At 68.8% G+C, this 20,747-nt stretch carries 23 protein-coding genes and 1 other RNA gene; 6 read left to right on the top strand and 18 right to left on the bottom strand.

Going from position 1 to position 20,747, the window contains the following annotated elements:
* Positions 1-25: 25 nt before the first annotated feature.
* The 5 genes from ACXAFN_RS13985 to rsmI form a co-directional block, all read right to left on the bottom strand.
* Positions 26-1,747 (bottom strand): peptidoglycan D,D-transpeptidase FtsI family protein, encoded by a 1,722-nt coding sequence (locus ACXAFN_RS13985; RefSeq protein ID WP_474989490.1) that lies wholly within the window; start codon positions 1,745-1,747, stop codon positions 26-28.
* Entirely contained in the window at positions 1,744-2,070 is a 327-nt protein-coding gene (ftsL, locus tag ACXAFN_RS13980; RefSeq protein ID WP_474989488.1) for a cell division protein FtsL, read from the bottom strand. Before ftsL ends, ACXAFN_RS13985 begins: the two co-directional genes overlap by 4 nt.
* Before the next feature lie 7 nt (positions 2,071-2,077).
* Positions 2,078-3,034: a 16S rRNA (cytosine(1402)-N(4))-methyltransferase RsmH gene (gene rsmH, locus ACXAFN_RS13975; RefSeq protein WP_474989486.1), complete on the bottom strand. Its 957-nt coding sequence runs from the start codon at positions 3,032-3,034 to the stop codon at positions 2,078-2,080.
* 51 nt (positions 3,035-3,085) lie between these two features.
* An RNA gene (gene rnpB / locus ACXAFN_RS13970) (RNase P RNA component class A) lies at positions 3,086-3,438 on the bottom strand.
* Positions 3,439-3,470: 32 nt separating this feature from the next.
* Positions 3,471-4,331 carry a 16S rRNA (cytidine(1402)-2'-O)-methyltransferase gene (gene rsmI / locus ACXAFN_RS13965; protein WP_474989484.1) on the bottom strand — a complete coding sequence of 287 codons (861 nt, stop codon included), beginning with the start codon at positions 4,329-4,331 and terminating at the stop codon, positions 3,471-3,473.
* Positions 4,332-4,377: 46 nt separating this feature from the next.
* Between rsmI and ACXAFN_RS13960 the strand changes: the two genes are divergently transcribed.
* From ACXAFN_RS13960 to ACXAFN_RS13945, 4 genes are read left to right on the top strand one after another with little or no spacing between them, the layout of a single operon-like run.
* Positions 4,378-6,141: a penicillin-binding protein activator gene (locus tag ACXAFN_RS13960; RefSeq protein WP_474989482.1), complete on the top strand. Its 1,764-nt coding sequence runs from the start codon at positions 4,378-4,380 to the stop codon at positions 6,139-6,141.
* Complete coding sequence (locus tag ACXAFN_RS13955; protein ID WP_474989480.1) at positions 6,125-6,493, top strand: YraN family protein; 369 nt, start codon at positions 6,125-6,127, stop codon at positions 6,491-6,493. Before ACXAFN_RS13960 ends, ACXAFN_RS13955 begins: the two co-directional genes overlap by 17 nt.
* A 24-nt stretch (positions 6,494-6,517) precedes the next feature.
* Positions 6,518-7,111 carry a phosphoheptose isomerase gene (locus ACXAFN_RS13950; RefSeq protein WP_097788660.1) on the top strand — a complete coding sequence of 198 codons (594 nt, stop codon included), beginning with the start codon at positions 6,518-6,520 and terminating at the stop codon, positions 7,109-7,111.
* A 5-nt stretch (positions 7,112-7,116) separates the two neighbouring features.
* On the top strand, positions 7,117-7,695 hold the full coding sequence (locus tag ACXAFN_RS13945) for a BON domain-containing protein (protein WP_474989478.1): 579 nt from the start codon (positions 7,117-7,119) through the stop codon (positions 7,693-7,695).
* A gap of 95 nt (positions 7,696-7,790) precedes the next feature.
* Here ACXAFN_RS13945 and ACXAFN_RS13940 read toward each other — a convergent pair whose 3' ends face one another.
* From ACXAFN_RS13940 to zapE, 8 genes are all read right to left on the bottom strand, one after another.
* Positions 7,791-8,270 (bottom strand): ClpXP protease specificity-enhancing factor, encoded by a 480-nt coding sequence (locus ACXAFN_RS13940; RefSeq protein WP_474989476.1) that lies wholly within the window; start codon positions 8,268-8,270, stop codon positions 7,791-7,793.
* A 55-nt stretch (positions 8,271-8,325) separates the two neighbouring features.
* Entirely contained in the window at positions 8,326-8,952 is a 627-nt protein-coding gene (gene sspA / locus ACXAFN_RS13935; protein WP_474989474.1) for a stringent starvation protein SspA, read from the bottom strand.
* 148 nt (positions 8,953-9,100) lie between these two features.
* On the bottom strand, positions 9,101-9,871 hold the full coding sequence (locus tag ACXAFN_RS13930; protein WP_474989472.1) for a cytochrome c1: 771 nt from the start codon (positions 9,869-9,871) through the stop codon (positions 9,101-9,103).
* Positions 9,871-11,130 (bottom strand): cytochrome b, encoded by a 1,260-nt coding sequence (locus ACXAFN_RS13925; RefSeq protein WP_474989470.1) that lies wholly within the window; start codon positions 11,128-11,130, stop codon positions 9,871-9,873. The genes ACXAFN_RS13930 and ACXAFN_RS13925 overlap by 1 nt, the downstream gene beginning before the upstream one ends.
* Positions 11,130-11,729, bottom strand: coding sequence for a ubiquinol-cytochrome c reductase iron-sulfur subunit (gene petA, locus ACXAFN_RS13920; RefSeq protein ID WP_474989468.1), 600 nt, complete (start codon positions 11,727-11,729; stop codon positions 11,130-11,132). Before petA ends, ACXAFN_RS13925 begins: the two co-directional genes overlap by 1 nt.
* 217 nt (positions 11,730-11,946) lie before the next feature.
* A complete protein-coding gene (rpsI, locus tag ACXAFN_RS13915; protein ID WP_474989466.1) occupies positions 11,947-12,336 on the bottom strand; it encodes a 30S ribosomal protein S9 in 390 nt (129 codons plus the stop codon).
* A 13-nt stretch (positions 12,337-12,349) separates the two neighbouring features.
* Complete coding sequence (gene rplM / locus ACXAFN_RS13910) at positions 12,350-12,778, bottom strand: 50S ribosomal protein L13 (protein ID WP_474989464.1); 429 nt, start codon at positions 12,776-12,778, stop codon at positions 12,350-12,352.
* Between the two features lie 263 nt (positions 12,779-13,041).
* The gene (gene zapE / locus ACXAFN_RS13905) at positions 13,042-14,208 is read right to left on the bottom strand and encodes a cell division protein ZapE (protein WP_474989462.1); all 1,167 of its coding nucleotides are present in this window, start codon (positions 14,206-14,208) and stop codon (positions 13,042-13,044) included.
* 205 nt (positions 14,209-14,413) lie between these two features.
* On the opposite strand from zapE, the gene ACXAFN_RS13900 reads away from it, so the two are divergent.
* A complete protein-coding gene (locus tag ACXAFN_RS13900) occupies positions 14,414-14,833 on the top strand; it encodes a Z-ring associated ZapG family protein (protein ID WP_474989460.1) in 420 nt (139 codons plus the stop codon).
* An 87-nt stretch (positions 14,834-14,920) separates the two neighbouring features.
* Here ACXAFN_RS13900 and ACXAFN_RS13895 read toward each other — a convergent pair whose 3' ends face one another.
* Entirely contained in the window at positions 14,921-15,682 is a 762-nt protein-coding gene (locus ACXAFN_RS13895) for a Nif3-like dinuclear metal center hexameric protein (protein WP_474989458.1), read from the bottom strand.
* 155 nt (positions 15,683-15,837) lie between these two features.
* Between ACXAFN_RS13895 and ACXAFN_RS13890 the strand changes: the two genes are divergently transcribed.
* Positions 15,838-17,079, top strand: a complete 1,242-nt coding sequence (locus ACXAFN_RS13890; RefSeq protein ID WP_474989456.1) for a Do family serine endopeptidase — start codon at positions 15,838-15,840, stop codon at positions 17,077-17,079.
* Positions 17,080-17,157: 78 nt separating this feature from the next.
* Here ACXAFN_RS13890 and hisD read toward each other — a convergent pair whose 3' ends face one another.
* The 4 genes from hisD to ACXAFN_RS13870 are packed head-to-tail and all read right to left on the bottom strand — an operon-like array spanning position 17,158 to position 20,712.
* On the bottom strand, positions 17,158-18,480 hold the full coding sequence (gene hisD / locus ACXAFN_RS13885) for a histidinol dehydrogenase (RefSeq protein WP_474989454.1): 1,323 nt from the start codon (positions 18,478-18,480) through the stop codon (positions 17,158-17,160).
* A 28-nt stretch (positions 18,481-18,508) separates the two neighbouring features.
* Positions 18,509-19,162: an ATP phosphoribosyltransferase gene (gene hisG / locus ACXAFN_RS13880; protein ID WP_474989452.1), complete on the bottom strand. Its 654-nt coding sequence runs from the start codon at positions 19,160-19,162 to the stop codon at positions 18,509-18,511.
* Between the two features lie 19 nt (positions 19,163-19,181).
* Positions 19,182-20,444, bottom strand: coding sequence for a UDP-N-acetylglucosamine 1-carboxyvinyltransferase (murA, locus tag ACXAFN_RS13875; protein WP_474989450.1), 1,263 nt, complete (start codon positions 20,442-20,444; stop codon positions 19,182-19,184).
* A 13-nt stretch (positions 20,445-20,457) separates the two neighbouring features.
* Positions 20,458-20,712, bottom strand: a complete 255-nt coding sequence (locus ACXAFN_RS13870) for a BolA family protein (protein WP_474989448.1) — start codon at positions 20,710-20,712, stop codon at positions 20,458-20,460.
* Positions 20,713-20,747: the final 35 nt, after the last annotated feature.

The following is a 20,747-nucleotide window of genomic DNA, read 5'->3' as shown; positions in this document are numbered from 1 at the left end:
CCCCTCCTTCGGGTGTTCGGGCGGCTCAATCCTCATCGTCGGCCTCTATCTGGTCCGGCGGCACGTCCAGCAGGCGCAAGGCGTTGCCGGCCACGCGGGAGAACACCGGCGCCGCCACGGCCCCGCCATAGTAGGAGTCGCCGCGGGGATGGTCGATCATCACCACGGTGATCAGGCGCGGGTCGGAGACCGGCGTGATACCCACGAACAGCGAGCGATAGGCGTTTTCCTCGTAACCCGCGCCGCCGGTCTTGCGTACCGTGCCGGTCTTGCCGGCCACGCTGTAGCCCGGCACCAGGCCGCGCCGGGCGCCGGTTCCCGGCGCTACCACCTGGTCCATCATGCCCAGCACCCGGTCGGCGACCGCCGGCTCCACCACCGGCTGTCCAACCGGCGGCTCATCGAGGCGCAGCAGGGATGGCGGCAGGCGCTCGCCGTGGTTGGCGATGGCGGTGTAGGCGCCGGCCAACTGCAACGGCGATACCGACAGGCCATAGCCGTAGGACAGCGCCGCCCACTGGCTGCTGGACCATACCCGCGGCGACGGCACGCTGCCGCCGGCCTCGCCGGGAAAGCCGGTGCCCGGCGAGCCATCCAGCCCCAGGGCCCGATAGCGCTGCGGCACCACGGGATCGTCGAGCTGCAGGGTCAGCTTGGACATGCCGATGTTCGAGGACTTCTCCAGGATGCCGGACAGGCTCAACTCGCCGTAGTTGGCGACATCCTTGATGGTGTAGCCGTCGATCACCATCCAGCCCGGCGAGGTGTCGACCACGGTGTCGGGCGGGAAATTGCCGGTCTCGAGCAGCGCCGTCATGGCCAGCGGCTTGATCACCGAGCCGGGCTCGTAGGCATCGACGATGGCACGATTGCGCAGCCCGTCGGGGTCGAGCCCGGCGCGGTTGTTGGGGTTATAGGACGGCTGGTTGGCCATGGCCAGCACCTCGCCGCTGCGGGCGTCGAGCATCACCAGGATGCCGCCGTCGGCGTCGTTCTCGTCCACCGCCGCCTTGAGCTCGCGATAGGCCATGTACTGCAGGCGCTGGTCGATGGACAGCGTCAGGTCGCCGCCGGGCTCGGCCTCGCGCAATACTTCCAGGTCGCGCACCAGCCGGCCGCGACGATCCTTGAGCACCCGTCGACGCCCCGGCTCGCCGGAGAGATACGGCTGATAGGCCAGCTCCAGCCCCTCCTGGCCCTGGTCGTCGATGTTGGTCACGCCGATCAGCTGGGCGATCACTTCGCCGGCCGGGTAGTAACGCTTGTACTCGGCGCGCTTGTGCACCCCGGGGACGCGCAGGTCAAGCACCCGCTGGGCGGCCTCCGGCGTCATGCGGCGACGCAGGTACATGAACTCGCGGTCGGCGTAGCGCTCGATGCGCGCGTTCAGGGCATCCAGGTCCTGGCCCAGGGCCTGGGCCAGCCGCAACCGCTGGATGCCGTCGTCGGGCAGGTCTTGGGGATTGGCCCACAGCGTCACCACCGGCGTGGAAATCGCCAGCGGCTCGCCGTGGCGATCGGTGATCATGCCGCGGTGGGCGGGCAACGGATCGACGCGCAGGGTACGGGCGTCGCCCTGCCCCTGCAGGAAGGTACGGTCGAAGACGTGCAGGTCGACGATACGCCCGGCCAGCAGCGCCAGGCCGATCAGCACCAGCCCCAGCATCACCCGATAGCGTGCCTGCCCCATGGGGGCCTGGCTCGAGGCCCGGCGACGCGCGGCGTCACGGCGAGGGGTCGCGGTCATGGGCGGATGACCTCCACCTCATCGATGTCCGGCAGGCGCATCTCTAGGCGCTCGCTGGCCAGCCGCTCGATGCGCGACGGCGACGACCAGGCGCTCTCCTCGAGCAGCAGCTGACCCCATTCGGTCTGCAGCTGCTGCTGCTCGCGTTCGAGCTGCTGCAGGCGCGCGTACTGCTCACGGGTATGGTGGCTGGTGGCGATGACCGCCAGGGCGGCGACCAGGCAGGCCAGCAGCAGCACGCCGCAGGCTGCCAGCGCCAGGGTCGGGCGCAGGCGCAGCGGCCAGGCGAAGGCGGAGGTGGTGGCGTCGCGTCCCTGAGCCATGCGGACCTCAGTATCGCTTGCGCGCCGCGCGCATCACCGCGCTGCGGGCGCGAGGGTTGGCGTCGACCTCCTCCGGCCCGGGACGGCGCGCCTTGCCGAGCGCCTCGAGGCGGCGCTGGATCTGGTCGTCGCGCAGCGGCACACCCTTGGGCAGGTGGGTATCGCCGCGCACGTGGTCGCGGATGAAGCGCTTGACCCGTCGGTCCTCCAGGGAGTGGAAGCTGATCACCACCAGGTGGCCGCCGGGGGCCAGCGCCTCGAGGGCGGCCTCGAGGGCGGCGTCGAGCTGGTCGAGCTCGCCGTTGACCTGGATGCGCAGGGCCTGGAAGGCCCGGGTGGCGGGATGCTTGCCCTTCTCCCAGGCGGGGTGCGCCGTCTTGATCACCTCGGCGAGGTCGGCGGTGCGAGTGAAGGCTCGCTCGCCGCGACGGGCGACGATGGCACGGGCCAACCGGCGGGCGAAGCGCTCCTCGCCGTAGGTCTTGAAGACCCGGGCGATCTCGCCTTCATCGGCCCGGGCCAGCCAGTCCGCGGCGCTCTCGCCCCGGCTCGGGTCCATGCGCATGTCCAGCGGCCCGTCGCGCAGGAAGCTGAAGCCGCGCTCGGGGTCGTCGAGCTGGGGCGAGGAGACGCCGACATCGAGCAGCACGCCGGCGAGCCGGCCGTGCAGGCCGCGGGCCTCGGCGAACTCGCCCAGGCGAGAGAACTCACCGCGCTCGATGGCGAAGCGGGCGTCCTCGATGGACGCCGCCTCGGCGATGGCCTGGGGATCGCGATCGATGGCCAGCAGCCGCCCCTCGGGGGCGAGCCGCTCGAGGATCGCCCGCGAATGGCCGCCGCGGCCGAAGGTGCCGTCGAGGTAGTGGCCCGCCGGTTCATGCACCAGGGCGTCGACCGCCCCGTCGAGCAGCACGCTGGCATGGCGAAAGCCGCGGGAGGCGTGTTCGGGGGCGGGTGAGGTCATGCGATTCTCGTTGGCGGCTGGCGGGGCGCCGCGGGGCGGCGCTGAAAATTCGTGGGGAGTCGGCCGATAAGCCGGGTTCTGTCGGGGACAGCCATTCCTCTAGGGGCGACGTCACCGTCGCCCTCGAGCAACCTACCCGAACCCAGCGCGGGCCACGCCATCGGGTTCCTATTTGGTCTTGCTCCGAGTGGGGTTTACCGTGCCACGCACTGTTACCAGGCGCGCGGTGCGCTCTTACCGCACCCTTTCACCCTTACCGGCCTCCCGAGGGAGACGTAGGCGGTCTGCTCTCTGCTGCACTTTCCGTCGGCTCGCGCCGCCCAGGCGTTACCTGGCACTCTGCCCTGTGGAGCCCGGACTTTCCTCCCCCGGATTGCTCCGGCGGCGACTGTCTGGCCAACTCCCGCGGCAAGCATACCAGCGCCCCGGCACCCCCTCAACAATCCCCGTCCTTGAGGGCCTGAGCACGGGCATACCAGGCCTTCTTGGCGCCCCCCAGGGTACGCGCCGCCACCGCCGCGGCCTGCTTGACCCCGACGCCCTCGGCGAGCAGGGCCGAGAGCAGGGCATCGGCGTCGAGGTGGGCGGCCTCCTCGGCCGACGTCGGCTCGGCACCGGCCACCATCACCACGAACTCGCCGCGGGCCTGGTCCGGGTCCTCGGCGAGTCGCGCAAGCAGCGCCCGGGCACTACCCTCGAGGAAGGTCTCGAAGGTCTTGGTCAGCTCCCGGGCCAGCACCACCCGGCGCGCGCCCAGGATGGCCTCCAGGTCGGCCAGGGTGTCGCGGATGCGATGCGGCGACTCGTAGAACACCAGGGTCTCCTCGCGCCCGGCCAGCGCCTCGAGCCGCCCGCGCCGGTGCCCGCCCTTGGCCGGCAGGAAACCCTGGAACAGGAAGCGGTCGGTGGGCAGGCCGGCGCCCGAGAGCGCGGTCACCAGGGCGCAGGCCCCGGGCACGGGCACCACCCGCCGACCGCGAGCGCGCAGCTCGCGCACCAGCACGAAGCCGGGATCGCTGATCAGCGGCGTGCCGGCGTCGCTGACCAGGGCGATGGCCGCGCCCGCGGCCAGGCGGGCGTCGATCTGCGCGACCCGGGCGGCCTCGTTGTGATCGTGCAGCGACAGCATCGGCGGCGCGACGCCCAGGTGGCGCAGCAGCCGTGACGTATGGCGGGTGTCCTCGGCGGCCACCAGGTCGACCTCGCCCAGCAGCCGGGCGGCCCGGGGACTCAGGTCGTCCAGATTCCCAATCGGCGTGGCGACCACGTACAATACCCCTTCGATGGCGTCTGACATTTCGGCTCCCGGGATGCATTCCGCACGTGAGGACAAGGAAGGATTCATGAAGATTTCGTCTCGCGGCCCGCTGGCCGCCGCCCTCGTGGCACTCTGGCTGGCCGGCTGCGCCTTCCAGCCCGCCGTGACCGAGCGACAACCCACCGGCGACCCGGACCAGCTACTGGCCCAGGCCGAGCAGCAGGCCCCCGAACAGGCGGCCCTGTCCCGCCTCGAGGCGGCGGACATCCTAGCACGCCAGGACCGCCGCCCCCAGGCGCTGGCCGTCGCCAAGGACATCGACGACGGTCGCCTCTCCGCCGAGGCTCGCGGCCGCTGGGCGCTGCTGCTATCCGACCTCGGCGAGACCGAGGGCGATCCCCAGGCGGTGCTCCGAGCCGCGCAACTGCTGGAAGAGATCCGGCTCCCGCGGGACCAGGCCAACCTGCTCCGCGAGCGCCAGGGACGCGCCCTGGGCCAGATCGACGAACCACAGGCCGCGGCACGCGCGCTGCTGCGCCTGCAGGCCGACACGGACCGCGTCGACCTCAACGACCCGATCTGGGAGCAGCTCTCCCGCCTGGCGCCCGGCGCGCTCGACGAACTGCGCGACGGCGCCGCCGAGCCGACCCTGGCCTGGCTTGAGCTGGCCGACCTGGTGCGGGCCAGCGGCGGCGACATCCAGCGGCTGTTCACCCGCCTCGATGACTGGCGCAGCCGCAACTCCCGACACCCGGCGGCCCGTCAGCTGCCGGCCGACATCCTGGCGCTGCGTGAGCTGCGCGGCCAGGACGTCCGCCACATCGCCGTCTTCCTGCCCGAATCCGGCCCCCTGGCCGGGGTCGCCGACGCCATCGAGCAGGGTCTGCGGGCCCATCACATGAACGCCGTCAACGACGGCGCCAGCGGCACCCAGCTGACCTTCCTGGACTCATCCGGCGGCAACCTCGAGGCTCTCTACCAGGAGGCCCAGCAGCGCGGCGCCCAGGTGGTGGTGGGGCCGCTCGACAAGGACACGGTCAGCGCCCTGGAAGGCCGCGAGCGGGTGCCCATGCCGACGCTCGCCCTCAACTACGGCGAGGCCGAGCGCAACCGCGCCGAAGGGCTCTTCCAGTACGGCCTGTCCGCCGAGGACGAGGCCCGCCAGGTCGCCGACCGCGGGCGCCGCGACGGCCATCGTCGCGCCTCACTGCTGGTGCCCGACAACGCCTGGGGCCGCCGGGTCGGCGAGGCATTCGCCGCCGCCTGGCGCGAACGCGACGGTGAGATCGCCAACGCCGTGCGCTACAACCCGGGCCGCGCGGCCACCGAGAGCACCCGCCGCGCCCTGGGCTCGAGCCGCCCCGACATGCTGTTCCTGCTGGCCCTGCCCGACTATGCCCGCCAGGTGCCGCCGACCATCGACTACTACGCCTACAATCAGGGCCTGTCGGTCTACGCCACCTCCCACCTCTACGAGGGACAGCCGCAGCCGCGCCTGGACCAGGACCTCAACGGCGTGATGTTCGTCGACATCCCCTGGCAGATCCCGGACGCCGCCGTGGGCGGGGAAGACGCCCTGCCCTTCCTCGACAGCTACCGCCAGCTGCGCGAGGAATCCGACCCGACGATGTTCCGCCTGATGGCCATGGGGGTGGATGCCTACGAACTGGCCCGCCGCCTCCCGCAGTTCCAGGCCATCCCGGGCAGCGAGCTGTTCGGCGCCACCGGCTCGTTGAGCGCCGACAGGGACGGCCGCATCCGTCGCGACCTGCCCTGGGCCCGCTTCGCCGACGGCGTGCCTCAGCCGCTGATCGACATGCAGCGTCTCGGCGATGACGGGACCCGCTGACGCCCGCCTCCGCGGCGCGCGCATCGAGCGTCTCGCCGCGGACTGGCTGATCGCCCGTGGCCTGGCGCTGGTAGCCACCAACCAGCACGCCAGGGGCGGCGAGCTCGACCTGGTCATGCATGAGGGTGAGATCCTGGTGTTCGTCGAGGTTCGCCATCGCGCCACCGCCCGTCACGGCCACCCGCTCGAGACCGTCACCGCCGCCAAGCAGCGTCGGCTGGTCCAGGCGGCGCGTTTTTATCTGCAACGCAACCGGCTATCATGTGCCTGCCGCTTCGATGTGCTGGCCGTGACCGGCACCCCGCCCGATCTCGACTTCGAGTGGGTGCGCGGGGCCTTCGAAGCGTTCTGACCGCCCAAGGACCAGGAAGCCACGATGGATTTCCAGAACCGCATTCTCGGACACTTCAACGCCAGCATCGACACCAAGACCTATGCCAGCGAGGTGCTGCCGCCCTTCATCGAGGTCGCCAGCCAGATGATGGTGCAGGCCCTGGTCAACGAAGGAAAGATCCTGGCCTGCGGCAACGGCGGCAGCGCCGGCGACAGCCAACACTTCTCCTCCGAGCTGCTCAATCGCTTCGAACGCGAGCGCCCCAGCCTGCCGGCCCTGGCGCTGACCACCGACACCTCGACGCTGACCTCGATCGCCAACGACTACAGCTACAACGAGGTGTACTCCAAGCAGGTGCGCGCGCTCGGCCAGCCCGGCGACGTGCTGCTGGCGATCTCCACCAGCGGCAATTCCGGCAACGTCATCCAGGCCATCCAGGCCGCCCATGACCGCGAGATGACGGTGGTCGCCCTGACCGGTCGCGACGGCGGCAACATGGCCTCCCTGCTGGGCCAGGACGACTGCGAGATCCGCGTGCCGGCCACCTCGACCGCGCGCATCCAGGAGGTGCACCTGCTGGTGATCCACTGCCTGTGCGACCTCATCGACGAACAACTCTTCGGCGCAAGCGAGTGATGCCCATGCCCTGCAAGACCCGATTCCTCGGCCTGTCCCTGGCCCTGATGCTGGCCCTGTCCGGCTGCACCGCCGTCAGCTCGGTCACCCATCCGGGCACCATCAACGAGAACTATGGCGAACGCACCCTCGGCACCAAGGTCGAGGACGAGAGCATCGAGACCAAGGTGTCCCACAACCTCGGCACCACCGATGCCCGCCTGGGCGATGCCCGCATCAACGTCGACAGCTTCAACGGCGTGGTACTGCTCACCGGCCAGGTGCCGAGCCAGGAGCTGAAGTCCATGGCCGAGCGTGTCGCCGGCGATGTCCGCAACGTGCGCCGGGTGCACAACGAGCTCACCGTGGCCGCCAACCTGCCGGCCAGCCAGCGGCTCGCCGACACCTGGCTGAACACCCGGGTGCGCACCGCCCTGGTCGCCGACGAGTCCATCGACTCCGGGCGCCTGCGCATCGTCACCGAGAACGACAGCGTCTACCTGATGGGCATCGTGCGCCGTGCCGAGGCCGAACGCATCGTCACCGCGGCCCGCAACGTCGGCGGCATGCAGCGTATCGTCAAGGTCTTCGACTACCTCGACTGACCCCCGCACCCTGCATCGCGGGTGGCATACAACGAAGAACGGCAGGCCCGCGGGCCTGCCGTTTTTTCGTGCCTCGACGAAAAGCGTCGCGAACGCTACTTGATCACGCGCAGCGAGGGACGACCCTTCTTCGGGGCGTCCTCCGGCTCGCCGCCGGCACCGGCATCGCCGTCGTCACTCTCGACATTCTCGACGCTGGACAGCCCCGGCGCCTCGTCTTCCGAGGCCTCGCCTTCCACGTCATTGGCGTCGTCGGCCGGCATCACCGGCTCGTGACCGAACACCATGCCCACGCCGTTCTCGCGGGCATAGATCGCGATCAGCGCCTCGGTGGGCACCATGATCTGGGTCGGCTGACCGCCGAAGCGCGCCGAGAAGGCGATCGCCTCGTTGGTCATCGACAGGTCGCGAATCGCGCTGACGCCGAGGTTGAGCACGATCTGGCCGTTCTGCACGAACTGGCGCGGCACCTCGACCCCCGCCTGCTCGGCGTCGACCACAATGTAGGGCGTCAGCTCGTTGTCCAGCAGCCACTCGTACAGGGCCCGTGCGATATAGGGACGGCTCGATTGCATCGGTTGGCCCTCCTGGGTTCGGTGCCCCGGCGCCGGGCCGGGGCGTGAAAGGGACTCAGGGGCGCATCTCGCGCTCGCCCTCGCTCAGCGCGGCCTTGAAGCCCTCGCGGTCGAAGACGCGCTCCATGTACCCCATCAGCGGCTTGACCTGCTTCTCCGGCAGCTCGATGCCGAGCACCGGCAGGCGCCACAGGATCGGCGCCAGGCAGCAGTCCACCAGGGTGAACTCCTCGCTCATGAAGAACGGCATGTCCTCGAAGATCGGGGAGATGCCGACCAGGCTCTCGCGGAGCTCCTTGCGCGCCTTCTCGGCCTCCTTCTTCGAGCCGCTGCGGATCTGTTCGACCAGCGGGCACCACTCGCGCTCGATGCGATGCATCCACAGCCGGCTCTGGGCCCGGGCCACCGGATACACCGGCAACAGCGGCGGATGCGGAAAACGCTCGTCCAGGTACTCCATCATCACCTTGGACTCGTAGAGCACCAGGTCGCGGTCAAGCAGCGTGGGCACGCTGTTGTAGGGGTTCAGGTCGGCGAGCTCCTCGGGGTGGCTATCCTCGGTGACCTCGACGATATCCACCGCCACGCCCTTCTCGGCGAGCACGATACGCACTCGATGACTGTAATGATCATCGCCCCCGGAGTAGAAGATCATCGACGACCGCTTGGCCACTACACCCATGAAACAATCCTCGCATCAGTTCGTGCCGAGATGATAACACGACGCACCCATTCCCGGGGCGTCGTCTGCCTGCCCGTCGACGGGCATCACAACAGGCGGGGGCGCCTGGCCGCCGCCACGCACCCCCGCGCCTCGCCCCAGGGACGGATCAGTGAATATCGCGCCAGTACTCGCGCTTGAGCAAGTAGGCGATGACCCCGAAGACAAAGAGGAAGATCAGCACCTTGGGCCCCAGCGCCTGGGCCTGGAGCTTCGACGGCTCGCCGACGTAGGCCAGGAAATTGGTCAGATCGAAGACCGCCTCCTCGAACTCGTCGGGTTCCATGGCACCGGGCCGGGTCACCTGCAACACCTCGCAGGACTGGTACTTGCCGGTCAGCGGATCGAGCTCGGCGCCTTCGAGGGGGTGATCGGTGGCGGCGCAGACCTTCTCCTGCACGCCCTGCAGCGGCTCCAGCACGTTGGGCATGGCCACCAGCGGGAAGACCCGATTGTTGACCCCGGTGGGTCGCGACGGATCCCGGTAGAAGCCGAGCAGGTAGGAGTAGATCCAGTCGGTGCCGCGCAGCCGCGCGGTCAGGGTCAGGTCCGGTGGCGGCGCCCCGAACCAGTTCTCGCCGTCGGCGGCGTCCATGGCGCTGTGCATCTGATCGTTGAATCCCAGCGCCGAGGCGAAGATCAGGTTCTCCTCCACCAGGTCCTGGGGCATGTCGAGATCCTCGGCGGCCCGGGCGAAACGCTGGTGCTCCAGGGAATGGCAGCCCATGCAGTAATTCACGAACAGCTTCATGCCGTGCTGCAACGAAGCCCGATCCTGCAGGTCCGGGGTCATCTCCTGCAGGTGCACCCCGCCTCCTCCGGCGGCGAACCCGAGGGCCGGAACCAGCGCGAAGAGCAGTGCAAGCAGTCGCATTTTCATTAGCCAGTCACCCTTTCCGGTACGGGTTTGGTCTTCTCCCAACGGGTATAGAACGGCATCAGCAGGAAGAAGGCGAAATACACCACGGTGCACAGCTGGGCCAGGAGGGTGCGGGCCGCGGTCGGCGGCAGCACGCCCAGCACACCCAGCACGACGAAGCTCACCGCGAACAGCGCCAGCATCAGCTTCGAGACCCAGCCCTTGTAGCGAATCGATCGCACCGGACTGCGATCGAGCCAGGGCAGCACGAACAGCACCGCGATGGCCGTCCCCATGCACACCACGCCCAGGAACTTGGCATCGAGGCCGAACAGCGAGAAGGTAATGGCGCGCAGGATGGCGTAGAAGGGGGTGAAGTACCAGACCGGCGCGATATGGTCCGGGGTCTTCAAAGGATTGGCCGGCTCGAAGTTCGGCTTCTCGATGAAATAGCCGCCGCCCTCGGGGAAATAGAAGACCACCACGCTGAACACGAACAGGAAGACGGCGACCCCCACCAGGTCCTTGACCGTGTAGTAGGGATGAAAGGGAATACCGTCCAGCGGCTTGCCGGTTTCGTCTTTCCTGGCCTTGATGTCGATGCCGTCGGGGTTGTTGGACCCTACCTCGTGCAGGGCGATGATGTGCAGCACCACCAGCGCCAGGATCACGATCGGCAGCGCCACCACGTGCAGGGCGAAGAAGCGGTTCAGGGTAATCCCCGAGATCAGGAAGTCACCCCGGATCCACTGCGCCAGGTCGGGCCCGATGCCCGGGATGGCGGAAAACAGCGAGATGATCACCTGGGCGCCCCAGTAGGACATCTGCCCCCAGGGCAGCAGATAGCCCATGAAGGCCTCGGCCATCAGCGCCAGATAGATGGCCATGCCGAATATCCACACCAGCTCCCGCGGCGCCTTGTAGGAGCCGTAGAGCAGGCCGCGAAACATGTGCAGGTAGACCACCACGAAGAACGCCGAGGCCCCGGTGGTGTGCATGTAGCGGATCAGCCACCCCCACTCCACGTCGCGCATGATGTACTCCACGGAGGCGAAGGCGCCCTCCGCGGAGGGGTTGAAGCTCATGGTCAGCCAGACGCCGGTGAGGATCTGGTTGACCAGCACCAGCAGCGCCAGCGAGCCGAAGAAGTACCAGAAGTTGAAGTTTTTCGGCGCGTAGTAGCGGGACAGGTGCTCCTGCCACAGCTGGGTCGCCGGGAAACGGTCATCGACCCAGCGCATGAAACCGCGCTCCGCCTTGGCCTTGTTCGGATGTCCCATCAGGCAGTCTCCTTGTCTTCGCCGACGACGATGACGTCATCGCTCTCGAAGCGATAAGGGGGAACCTCGAGGTTGAGCGGCGCCGGCACGTTGGCGAAGACCCGGCCCGCCAGGTCGAAGCGTGAGCCGTGGCAGGGACAGAAGAAGCCCCCCGGCCAGTCCGCGACACCAACATCGTCGGCATCGGGCTCCGGCCTGAACACCGGCGAACAGCCAAGGTGGGTACAGATGCCGACCAGCACGCCGATCTCGGGGCGAATGGCGCGCATCGTCCCCTCCACGTAGGTCGGCTGTTGAGGCGCCTGAGAGTCGGGGTCGGCGAGGAGCTCGCTCCCCAGCGCCTCGGTGCGCTCGATCATCTCGGGCGTGCGATTGAGAATCCAGACCGGCCGGCCACGCCATTCGACGGTCATCCGCTGGCCGGGTTCGAGCTTGGAGATATCCGCCTTGACGGGCGCCCCCGCCGCTCTCGCCCTGGCACTGGGCTGCCAGGAGGCCACGAAGGGCACCGCTACCCCGACTGCGCCTGCCGCCCCGACGACGGAGGTGGCGCCCACGAGGAAGCGGCGTCGCCCCATATTCACGCCGCTGTCTGTCATTGTTGGTTTTCTCCCATCAGCTTGCCCGTCGCTCCGTCACGGGCATCCAAGCGAGGCACGGCCACGGTCTGCGACACGCGGTTCCATGGTAGAAAAACGGCTCGCCCCGTACAACAAACGCTCCCGGACGCCAGTCAAGTTAGCGACAAATTCTTGACCTCGCACAAAAAAAACGCCCGGGTCGAAGACCCGGGCGTTGTCTGGCGAGCGTCGCGTATCAGCGCTTGGAGAACTGCGGACGACGACGCGCCTTGCGCAGGCCGATCTTCTTACGCTCGACCTCGCGGGCATCACGAGTGACATAACCGGCCGCGCGCAGCGGCTTGCGGAAGTCCTCGTTGTACTCGATCAGGGCACGGGTGATGCCGTGACGGATGGCGCCGGCCTGGGCGCTGCCGCCGCCGCCCTTGACGGTGACGTAGACGTCGAACTGCGCCAGGGTCTCGGTCAGCTCGAGGGGCTGGCGGACCACCATGCGACCGGTGACACGACCGAAGTAGTCGTTCAGCTCGCGGCTGTTGACGGTGATCTTGCCGGTGCCCGGCTTCAGGAAGACGCGGGCGGTAGAGGTCTTGCGGCGACCGGTACCGTAATACTGCTGTGTCATGGCGAAGACTCCCTTAGAGGTTCAGTTCTTGCGGCTGCTGGGCGGCGTGCGGGTGCTCGGTGCCGGCGTAGACCTTGAGCTTGGAGTACATGGCACGACCCAGCGGGCCCTTCGGGAGCATGCCCTTGACCGCGGACTCGATGACACGCTCGGGGGCATGAGCGATCATCTTCTCGAAGTTCATGGAGCGCAGGCCACCCGGATAACCGGTGTGACGATAGTAATTCTTGGCGCTGGCCTTGTTGCCGGTGACCTGCACCTTCTCGGCGTTGATCACGACGATGTAGTCGCCGGTGTCAACGTGCGGGGTGTATTCCGGCTTGTGCTTGCCACGCAGGCGGCGAGCGATCTCGGTGGCCAGACGGCCCAGAGTCTTGTCCGCAGCGTCGACGACGTACCAGTCGCGCTGCACGGACTGCGGCTTGGCAGTGAACGTCTTCATGGGTGAATCACCAAATCGATGTATTGGGTCCTGCCCCGCCTCGGGCGGTTCGGACCATCCCTATTCTTCTTGGTTGCCATCCGGGGACGACAACGGTCGAGCGCGCGAATTCTACACGTCGCCCGCCGGCAAGGCAATGGCGGCGGCGCAAGCTGGAAGGCAGCATGCCCCCTGCTTCATGGGGTCAAGGGTTTTTCTTCAAGCTTACAGCTTAAGCCCGCGAAGCGGGCGTTCTTCCAGCTCCGGGCGAAGCCCGGGTCGGGTCAGGGCTTGTGCGGCAGCGCCAGGTACTCATGCGACTGCATCTCCTGCAGCCGCGACAGGGTACGCTGGAACTCGAACTCGAGCTTGCCGTCGCGATAGAGCCGCTCGGCCGGGGCCTCGGCGGACATCAGCAGCTTGACGCCACGGTCGTAGAACTCGTCGACCATATTGATGAAGCGCCTGGCCTGGTCGTCACTCTTGCCATCCATGCACGGCACGTTGGAGACCAGCACGCTATGGTACTCGCGGGCCAGCTCGATGTAGTCGTTCTGGCTGCGCGGCCCGTCGCACAGCTCGCGAAATTCGAACCACACCACGTCGTCATGCAGCCGGCGACTGTGCAGCACCCGGTGATTGATCTCGATGGGCGCCTCGGCCTCGCCCTCGTGCCCGGCGATCTCGCGAAAGCTGCGCGCCAGCTCGGCCTCCGCGGCCTCGTCCAGCGGCGCGTGAAAGATCTCGGCCCGCTCCAGGGCCCGCAGCCGGTAGTCGATGCCGGAATCGACGTTGACCACCTCGCAGTGACGCTCGAGCAGGTCGATGGCCGGCAGGAAGCGCGCCCGCTGCAGGCCGTCCCGGTAGAGATCGCCGGGCACGATGTTGGAGGTCGCCACCAGCACCACGTCCCGGGCGAACAAGGCCTCCAGCAGGTTGGCCAGGATCATCGCGTCGGTGATGTCCTTGACGAAGAACTCGTCGAAGCAGATCACCCGCGCCTCCGCGGCGAACTTGTCGGCGACCAGGGTCAGGGGGTTGCGCTCGCCCTTGTAGTGCTCGAGCTCGTTGTGCACCCGCTGCATGAAGCGATGGAAGTGGGTGCGCATCTTCTCGGGAAAGGGCAGGGTCTCGAAGAAGGTGTCCACCAGGTAGGTCTTGCCGCGTCCCACCCCGCCCCAGAAATAGAGTCCGGTCACCTCGGGAAGCGTCGGCTCGACCGCCTCGTCGCGCTTGCCGAACAACCCCGCCACCCGCGATTTCAGCCCCTTGCCTCGGGACGATGCCCGCGGGCTCGGTCGCGGCCGGGCCACCAGTTCGTCGAACAGGCGCTGGAGATGCGCCACGGCCTGTTCCTGGGCGGGGTCGTGCTGGAAGTCGTCGCGATCGAGGTCGGCACGATAACGCCCCATCGGCGTGGTCGGTGCGGCGCGTTCGGAGGCAGTCGGCATCCTGTGACTCTCGCTCATGGGCATGGGGGGACGATGGTCCTCGGCATCCGGTGAAAGAGGGGATTATACGCGCCGACACGGCACTTGGCATCGCCGGCCGGTCGTTGACCCCGCCAGCCGCCTCGCCCCTATAATGGGCCCGCCGGTCCGTCCGGCGATGGTACCGGCGTGGACGCCGGGCCGATCGACCGCTCAGGAGAACGACGTGGAACTAAGCAATATCAACTGGATGCTGGGCGTTGCCTGCCTGCTGGCCGGTATCGGCCTCGGTGTATTGGGCTATCACCTGATGAACGCCGGCGCACGCAACGCACAGAAACTGCGCCAACGCCTGGCCGAACGCGACCGCCAGCTGACGGAGCTGCGCGATGGAGTCGGCGAGCATTTCGAGCGCCTCGGCGAGCTGGCCGAGGGCCTGCAGCACGAAGTCGGCGAGGCCAGGTCACGCCTGGACGTCGGCACGCCGCGTCGTCCCGAACTCGCCCCCGGCCCGGCGACATCGCCGAGCGACAGCGACAATGACCTCGCGGCTCCCCGCGACTATGCCGACGGCAATCGCGGCACCCTCTCAGAGGATTTCGGCCTCAAGTCCGGCGACGCCGCGCCCCAGCCGCCTCGCTACTGAGGCGCCGCTCGCTCGATCGAGACACGCCGACGCCGCCCGCAGCCAAGCAGGCCACGGGCGGCGTCGGCGTATACGCCCCCGAATCCGTCAGGCGGGGTTGTCGATATCCACGAAGCGATGCTCGACCCCGAATTCATCGGCCAGCCGTGCGCCCAGCGCCTGAACCCCGTAGCGCTCGGTGGCATGGTGACCCGCCGCCAGGTAATGGATCCCCAGCTCGCGGGCCAGATGCGTGGTGCGCTCCGAGATCTCCCCCGAGATGAAGGCGTCGGCGCCGGCCGCCGCGGCCTGGGCGATCATGTCCTGGGCGCCACCGGTGCACCAGGCCAGGCGGCGAATCTCGCCACCCTCCGGCGCCTCGACCAGCAACGGCGCCCGCCCCAGGCGCTCGCCGACATGCTCGGCCAGCGCCGCGGCCGGCATCGGGGCGGGTGGCGCACCGAGCCAGATCAACCCCTCGCCGAGCGCGCCGTCGGCGCAGCCGTCGGGGCTGAACCCCAGTCGCGCGCCGAGAGTGGCGTTGTTGCCCAGCTCGGCGTGGGCGTCCAGCGGCAGGTGATAGGCCAGCAGGCCGATATCGTGGCCCAGCAGGGTCGCCAGCCGGCGGCGCTTCATGCCGGTGATGGCGACCGGCTCGTTCTTCCAGAAGTAGCCATGATGCACCAGCAGCAGATCGGCGCCCCAGGCCACCGCCTCGTCGAGCAGCGCCTGACAGGCGGTGACGCCGCTCATCACCCGCGTCACGCGCTCGCGGCCGGCGACCTGCAGGCCATTGAGGGTGTAGTCCTTGAAACGCTCGGGTGACAGCAGCCGATCACAGGCCGCCACCAGTTCCGCGGATGTCGTCATGAAGCCTCCGGACGGTTGACGCATGCAATGTTACAATCTGGCCCGCCCAGGGCATCGACTGGCGCGGGATCACGGCCGCGCTGCCATGGGCGGACCGCCATTCTACTCCGGCGCCCCGTCACCCCGCGACCACGCACCAGAAGGAAGCCCGCCGCATGCGACGCGCCCTCCCCTACCTCTGGCCCATCCTGATCGGCCTGCTGCTGGCCATCGCGCTGCTCAATGCCTTCCCGCAGCTGCTGGGGCGCCAGGCCGCCCCGCCCGTCGCCCCCACGCCGGCGCCGCAGGCCACCCCGACGGCCCAGAGCGTCGAGCGCCCGGCCCCGAGCCTGCGCGAGGCGCCGCCCCTGGAGCGCGGCCAGGGCAAGGTCAGCTATGCCCAGGCCGTGGAGCAGGCCGCCCCGGCGGTGGTCAACGTCTATTCCTCGCGGGTGGTGGAACGCGACAGCCATCCGCTGATGTCCGACCCCTTCTTCCGCCAGTTCTTCGGCGACGACGCGCCCAGCCGTCAGCGCATGCTGTCCAGCCTGGGCTCCGGGGTGATCGTCAGCGAGGATGGCTACGTGCTGACCAATCAGCACGTGATCCGCGGCGCCGACCAGATCCAGGTGGCCCTACGCGATGGTCGTGAGACCCTGGCCGAGGTGATCGGCACCGATCCGGAGAGCGACCTGGCGGTGTTGCGCATCGACCTCGACGAGCTACCGGTGATCGAGCTCTCCGACTCCGACCAGGCGGCGATCGGCGACGTCTCGCTGGCCATCGGCAACCCCTTCGGGGTCGGCCAGACCGTGACCATGGGCATCATCAGCGCCACCGGCCGCAGCCACCTGGGGCTCAACGCCTACGAGGACTTCATCCAGACCGATGCCGCCATCAACCCGGGCAATTCCGGCGGCGCCCTGGTCAATCCCCAGGGCGCGCTGGTGGGCATCAACACGGCCATCTTCTCGCGCTCCGGCGGCTCCCAGGGCATCGGCTTCGCCATTCCGGCCAACCTGGCCCGCAACATCCTCGAGGAGATCGTCACCCAGGGCAGGGTGGTGCGCGGCTGGCTGGGCGTCGAGGCCCAGGAGCTCAACCCCGAGCTGGCCGCCTCCTTCGGCCTCGAAGCCCCCACCGGGGTCATCATCGCCGGCGTGGTGCCGGGCGGCCCGGCGGATACCGCCGGCCTGCAGCCCGGCGACGTGCTGCTGGAGGTCGACGGCCGCCCGATCCTCGACCCCCGCCAGACCATGAGCGACATCGCCGAGGTGAGTCCGGGCACCGACCTGCCGGTGACGGTGGTGCGCGGCGGCGAGACCACTCAGTTCACGCTGAGGGTCGCCGAGCGCCCCACCCCGTCGCGCCCCCTGTCCACCGAGCGCGCCGAGGGCAATGAGACGCCATCGCCGTAGCGCGCCTGCGCGTCAAGGCACCAACGACAACGGCCCCGTCGAAACGGGGCCGTTGTCGTGACGAGGGGCGAGAGACGCTCAGTCGCGGATGCGGTACTCCGCGCTGCGGGCATGGGCGGTCAACGACTCGCCGCGGGCCAGCACCGAGGCCGTGCGGCCCAGTGCCGAGGCGCCCTCGGCGGAGCAGCCGATCAGCGACGAGCGCTTCTGGAAGTCGTAGACGCCCAGCGGTGACGAGAAGCGCGCCGTGCCCGAGGTCGGCAGCACGTGATTGGGGCCGGCGCAGTAGTCGCCCAGCGCCTCGGCGGTGTGACGCCCCATGAAGATGGCGCCGGCGTGGCGCACCTCGGGCAGCCAGGCGTCGGGATCGGCCACCGACAGCTCCAGGTGCTCAGGCGCGATGCGATTGATCAGCGCCACCGCCTCGTCGCGGTCACGGCAATGGATCAGCGCGCCGCGCTCGGAAAGCGAGGTGCGAATGATCGCCTCGCGCTCCATGGTCGGCAGCAGGCGCGTCATCGACTCGGCGACCGCCTCCAGGTGGTCGCCGTCCCAGCTGACCAGGATCGACTGGGCGTCCTCGTCGTGCTCGGCCTGGGAGAACAGGTCCATGGCCAGCCAGTCCGCATCGGTGCCACCGTCGGAGATCGCCAGGATCTCCGAGGGGCCGGCGATCATGTCGATGCCGACCTGACCGAACACCGCCCGCTTGGCGGTGGCCACATAGATATTGCCGGGACCGACGATCTTGTCCACCCGCGGTACCGTCTCGGTGCCGTAGGCCAGCGCGGCCACGGCCTGGGCCCCGCCGATGGTGAAGACGTGATCGACGCCGGCCAGGTGGGCGGCGGCCAGCACCAGCTCGTTGAGCACCCCGTCCGGGGTCGGCACCACCATGACGATCTCGCCGACGCCGGCCACGTGGGCCGGCAGCGCGTTCATCAGCACCGAGGAGGGATAGGCGGCCTTGCCGCCGGGCACGTAGATGCCGGCACGGTCCAGCGGCATGACCTGCTGGCCGAGCACGGTGCCATCGGCCTCGGTGTAGGACCAGGACTCGGGCTTCTGGTGCTCGTGATAGCGGCGCACCCGCTCGGCGGCGGTGGCCAGCGCCTCGCGCTGGGCCTCGGGCAGCCCCTCGAAGGCCTGGCGCAGCCGATCGGGGCCCAGGGTCAGCTCGGCCATGCTCGATGCCGAGAGACGGTCGAAGCGGTTGCTGGTCTCGACCAGGGCGGCATCGCCGCGGGTCTTCACGGCCTCGAGGATGTCGGCGACGCGGCGCTGGACCTCGTCGTCGGACACGCCCTCCCAGGCCAGCAGGGCGTCGAGGCGCGCCTCGAAGTCCGCGTCCGCGGTGGACAGACGCGCGATCTCGAGACGGCCGGCGGAAGCTTCACTCATCACAGGTTTCCTCTCGGGGTCACGTCGCTCAGGCCGTCGCTTCGCCGGCGCGCCGCGCCACCGCCTCGCGCAGGCGGGCGATCAACGGCTTGAGGCGCTCGTGCTTCATGGTCATGGCCGCCTTGTTGACCACCAGTCGGGTGGTGATCGGGGCGATCAGCTCGCGGGGCTCCATGCCGTTGGCGCGCAGGGTGTTGCCGGTATCGACGATGTCGACGATCTCGTCGGCCAGGTTCATCAGCGGGGCCAGTTCCATGGCGCCGTAGAGCTTGATCACCTCGGCCTGGATGCCCTGTTCGGCATAGTAGCGCTTGGCCACGTTGACGAACTTGGTGGCCACGCGCCGCCGAGCATGGGCCGGCTCGGCACCGCTGACCCCCGCCGTCATCAGCTTGCAGCCGGCGATCTCCAGGTCCAGCGGCTCGTAGAGCCCCTCGGCGCCGTGCTCGAGCAGCACGTCCTTGCCCGCCACGCCCACGTCGGCGGCGCCGAGCTGCACGTAGGTGGGCACATCGGTGGCGCGGATCACCACCAGCTTGACGTCCGGCAGGTTGGTGTCGAACAACAGCTTGCGGCTGGCCCCCAGGTCTTCGGCGGGGGTAATGCCGGCCTCGGCCAGCAGCGGCAAGGTCTCGTCGAGAATGCGGCCCTTGGAGAGGGCCAGAATCAGTTGCTTGCTCATGGTCTCGCCTGTCGTCGGCTCAGCCCGGAATGCGCCGTATCTTGGCCCCCAGCAGCTGCAGTTTTTCCTCGATGCACTCGTAGCCACGGTCGATATGGTAGATACGGTCGACCAGGGTCTCGCCCTCGGCCATCATCGCCGCGATCACCAGCGACGCCGAGGCGCGCAGGTCGGTGGCCATGACCGGCGCCCCGGACAGGCTCTCGACCCCGGTGATCACCGCGGTGTTGCCCTCCAGCGCGATGCGCGCGCCCATGCGATTGAGCTCCTGGACGTGCATGAAGCGATTCTCGAAGATCGTCTCGACCACCCGGGCGGTGCCCTCGGCCACCGCGTTCAGGGCCACGAACTGGGCCTGCATGTCGGTCGGGAAGGCCGGATAGGGCGCGGTGCGCACGTTGACCGCCTGCGGACGCTGGCCGTGCATGTCCAGCGCGATCCAGCCCTCGCCGGTGGTGACCGTGGCCCCGGCCTCCTCGAGCTTGGCCAGCACCGCCTCGAGGATGTCGGCGCGGGTGTTGCGCACCTTCACCTTGCCCCGTGACAACGCGGCGGCCACCAGGAAGGTGCCGGTCTCGATGCGATCGGGCATCACGTCGTGCTCGGCACCATGCAGGCGCTCGACGCCCTCGATGACGATGGTGTCGCTGCCGTGGCCGCGAATGTTGGCGCCCATCTTGATCAGGCACTCGGCCAGGTCGACCACCTCCGGCTCGCGGGCGGCGTTCTCCAGCACGGTGGTGCCATCGGCCAGCGCCGCGGCCATCAGCAGGTTCTCGGTACCGGTCACGGTGACGGTATCGAAGAAGATGGTCGCGCCCTTGAGGCGGCCGTCGACGCGGGCACGGATGTAGCCGCCCTCGACGCGGATGTCGGCGCCCATGGCCTCGAGGCCGCGAATGTGCAGGTCGACCGGCCGCGAGCCGATGGCGCAGCCGCCGGGCAGCGACACGTCAGCGCGGCCGAAGTGCGCCAGCAGGGGGCCGAGCACCAGGATCGAGGCCCGCATTTTCTTGACCAGCTCGTAGGGGGCATGACAGTCGGTCACCTGGGCGCCGTTGAGCTGGATGCTCATGCGCTCGCCCATCACCGGCTGCACGCCCATGTGGCCGAGCAGCTCCAGGGTAGTGGTGATGTCCTGCAGGTGCGGCAGGTTCCCGATGGTCACCGGCTCGTCGGCCAACAGGGTGGCGCAGAGGATCGGCAGGGCGGCGTTCTTGGCGCCGCTGGCCCAGACCTCGCCATCGACGGGGCCGTTGCCGGTAATGATCAGCTTGTCCATGTCGCCTCGGGCCTCAGGCCCCCTGGTTCTCGGGAGCGGTCTGCCACTGCTCGGGGGTATAGGTCTTGATGGTCACGGCATGCAGGGCGCCGGAGGCGATTTCATCGGACAGCGCGCCGTAGATCAACTGCTGACGCTTGACCCGGGACAGTTCCCCGAAGACCTCGCCGACGGCGACCACCTGGAAGTCGCAGCCCTCACCCTGGATATGGAATTCGCAGCCATCGAGACGGCTCTCGAGCAGCGCCTTGACCTCAGTGGGAAGCATCGAACCCTCGCTTGAAGTTGGTTGATCCGTAAAAG

Source organism: Halomonas sp. ABH4_019 (assembly GCF_056159885.1).
Note: the sequence above shows the minus strand (reverse complement) of the source record. Positions and strands in the feature narration are given on the sequence as shown.

Excerpts from the sequence above, each read along its gene's own strand:
- hisD (WP_474989454.1), bottom strand. The coding sequence starts at position 18,480 with ATGAGTGAAGCTTCCGCCGGCCGTCTCGAGATCGCGCGTCTGTCCACC.
- ACXAFN_RS13930 (WP_474989472.1), bottom strand. The coding sequence starts at position 9,871 with ATGAAAATGCGACTGCTTGCACTGCTCTTCGCGCTGGTTCCGGCCCTC.
- sspA (WP_474989474.1), bottom strand. The coding sequence starts at position 8,952 with ATGGGTGTAGTGGCCAAGCGGTCGTCGATGATCTTCTACTCCGGGGGC.
- ACXAFN_RS13985 (WP_474989490.1), bottom strand. The coding sequence starts at position 1,747 with ATGACCGCGACCCCTCGCCGTGACGCCGCGCGTCGCCGGGCCTCGAGC.
- hisG (WP_474989452.1), bottom strand. The coding sequence starts at position 19,162 with ATGAGCAAGCAACTGATTCTGGCCCTCTCCAAGGGCCGCATTCTCGAC.
- rplM (WP_474989464.1), bottom strand. The coding sequence starts at position 12,778 with ATGAAGACGTTCACTGCCAAGCCGCAGTCCGTGCAGCGCGACTGGTAC.
- ACXAFN_RS13945 (WP_474989478.1), top strand. The coding sequence starts at position 7,117 with ATGCCCTGCAAGACCCGATTCCTCGGCCTGTCCCTGGCCCTGATGCTG.
- ftsL (WP_474989488.1), bottom strand. The coding sequence starts at position 2,070 with ATGGCTCAGGGACGCGACGCCACCACCTCCGCCTTCGCCTGGCCGCTG.
- ACXAFN_RS13895 (WP_474989458.1), bottom strand. The coding sequence starts at position 15,682 with ATGACGACATCCGCGGAACTGGTGGCGGCCTGTGATCGGCTGCTGTCA.
- petA (WP_474989468.1), bottom strand. The coding sequence starts at position 11,729 with ATGACAGACAGCGGCGTGAATATGGGGCGACGCCGCTTCCTCGTGGGC.
- rpsI (WP_474989466.1), bottom strand. The coding sequence starts at position 12,336 with ATGACACAGCAGTATTACGGTACCGGTCGCCGCAAGACCTCTACCGCC.
- murA (WP_474989450.1), bottom strand. The coding sequence starts at position 20,444 with ATGGACAAGCTGATCATTACCGGCAACGGCCCCGTCGATGGCGAGGTC.
- ACXAFN_RS13955 (WP_474989480.1), top strand. The coding sequence starts at position 6,125 with ATGACGGGACCCGCTGACGCCCGCCTCCGCGGCGCGCGCATCGAGCGT.
- ACXAFN_RS13890 (WP_474989456.1), top strand. The coding sequence starts at position 15,838 with ATGCGACGCGCCCTCCCCTACCTCTGGCCCATCCTGATCGGCCTGCTG.
- rsmH (WP_474989486.1), bottom strand. The coding sequence starts at position 3,034 with ATGACCTCACCCGCCCCCGAACACGCCTCCCGCGGCTTTCGCCATGCC.
- zapE (WP_474989462.1), bottom strand. The coding sequence starts at position 14,208 with ATGCCGACTGCCTCCGAACGCGCCGCACCGACCACGCCGATGGGGCGT.
- ACXAFN_RS13870 (WP_474989448.1), bottom strand. The coding sequence starts at position 20,712 with ATGCTTCCCACTGAGGTCAAGGCGCTGCTCGAGAGCCGTCTCGATGGC.
- ACXAFN_RS13950 (WP_097788660.1), top strand. The coding sequence starts at position 6,518 with ATGGATTTCCAGAACCGCATTCTCGGACACTTCAACGCCAGCATCGAC.
- ACXAFN_RS13960 (WP_474989482.1), top strand. The coding sequence starts at position 4,378 with ATGAAGATTTCGTCTCGCGGCCCGCTGGCCGCCGCCCTCGTGGCACTC.
- rsmI (WP_474989484.1), bottom strand. The coding sequence starts at position 4,331 with ATGTCAGACGCCATCGAAGGGGTATTGTACGTGGTCGCCACGCCGATT.
- ACXAFN_RS13925 (WP_474989470.1), bottom strand. The coding sequence starts at position 11,130 with ATGGGACATCCGAACAAGGCCAAGGCGGAGCGCGGTTTCATGCGCTGG.
- ACXAFN_RS13940 (WP_474989476.1), bottom strand. The coding sequence starts at position 8,270 with ATGCAATCGAGCCGTCCCTATATCGCACGGGCCCTGTACGAGTGGCTG.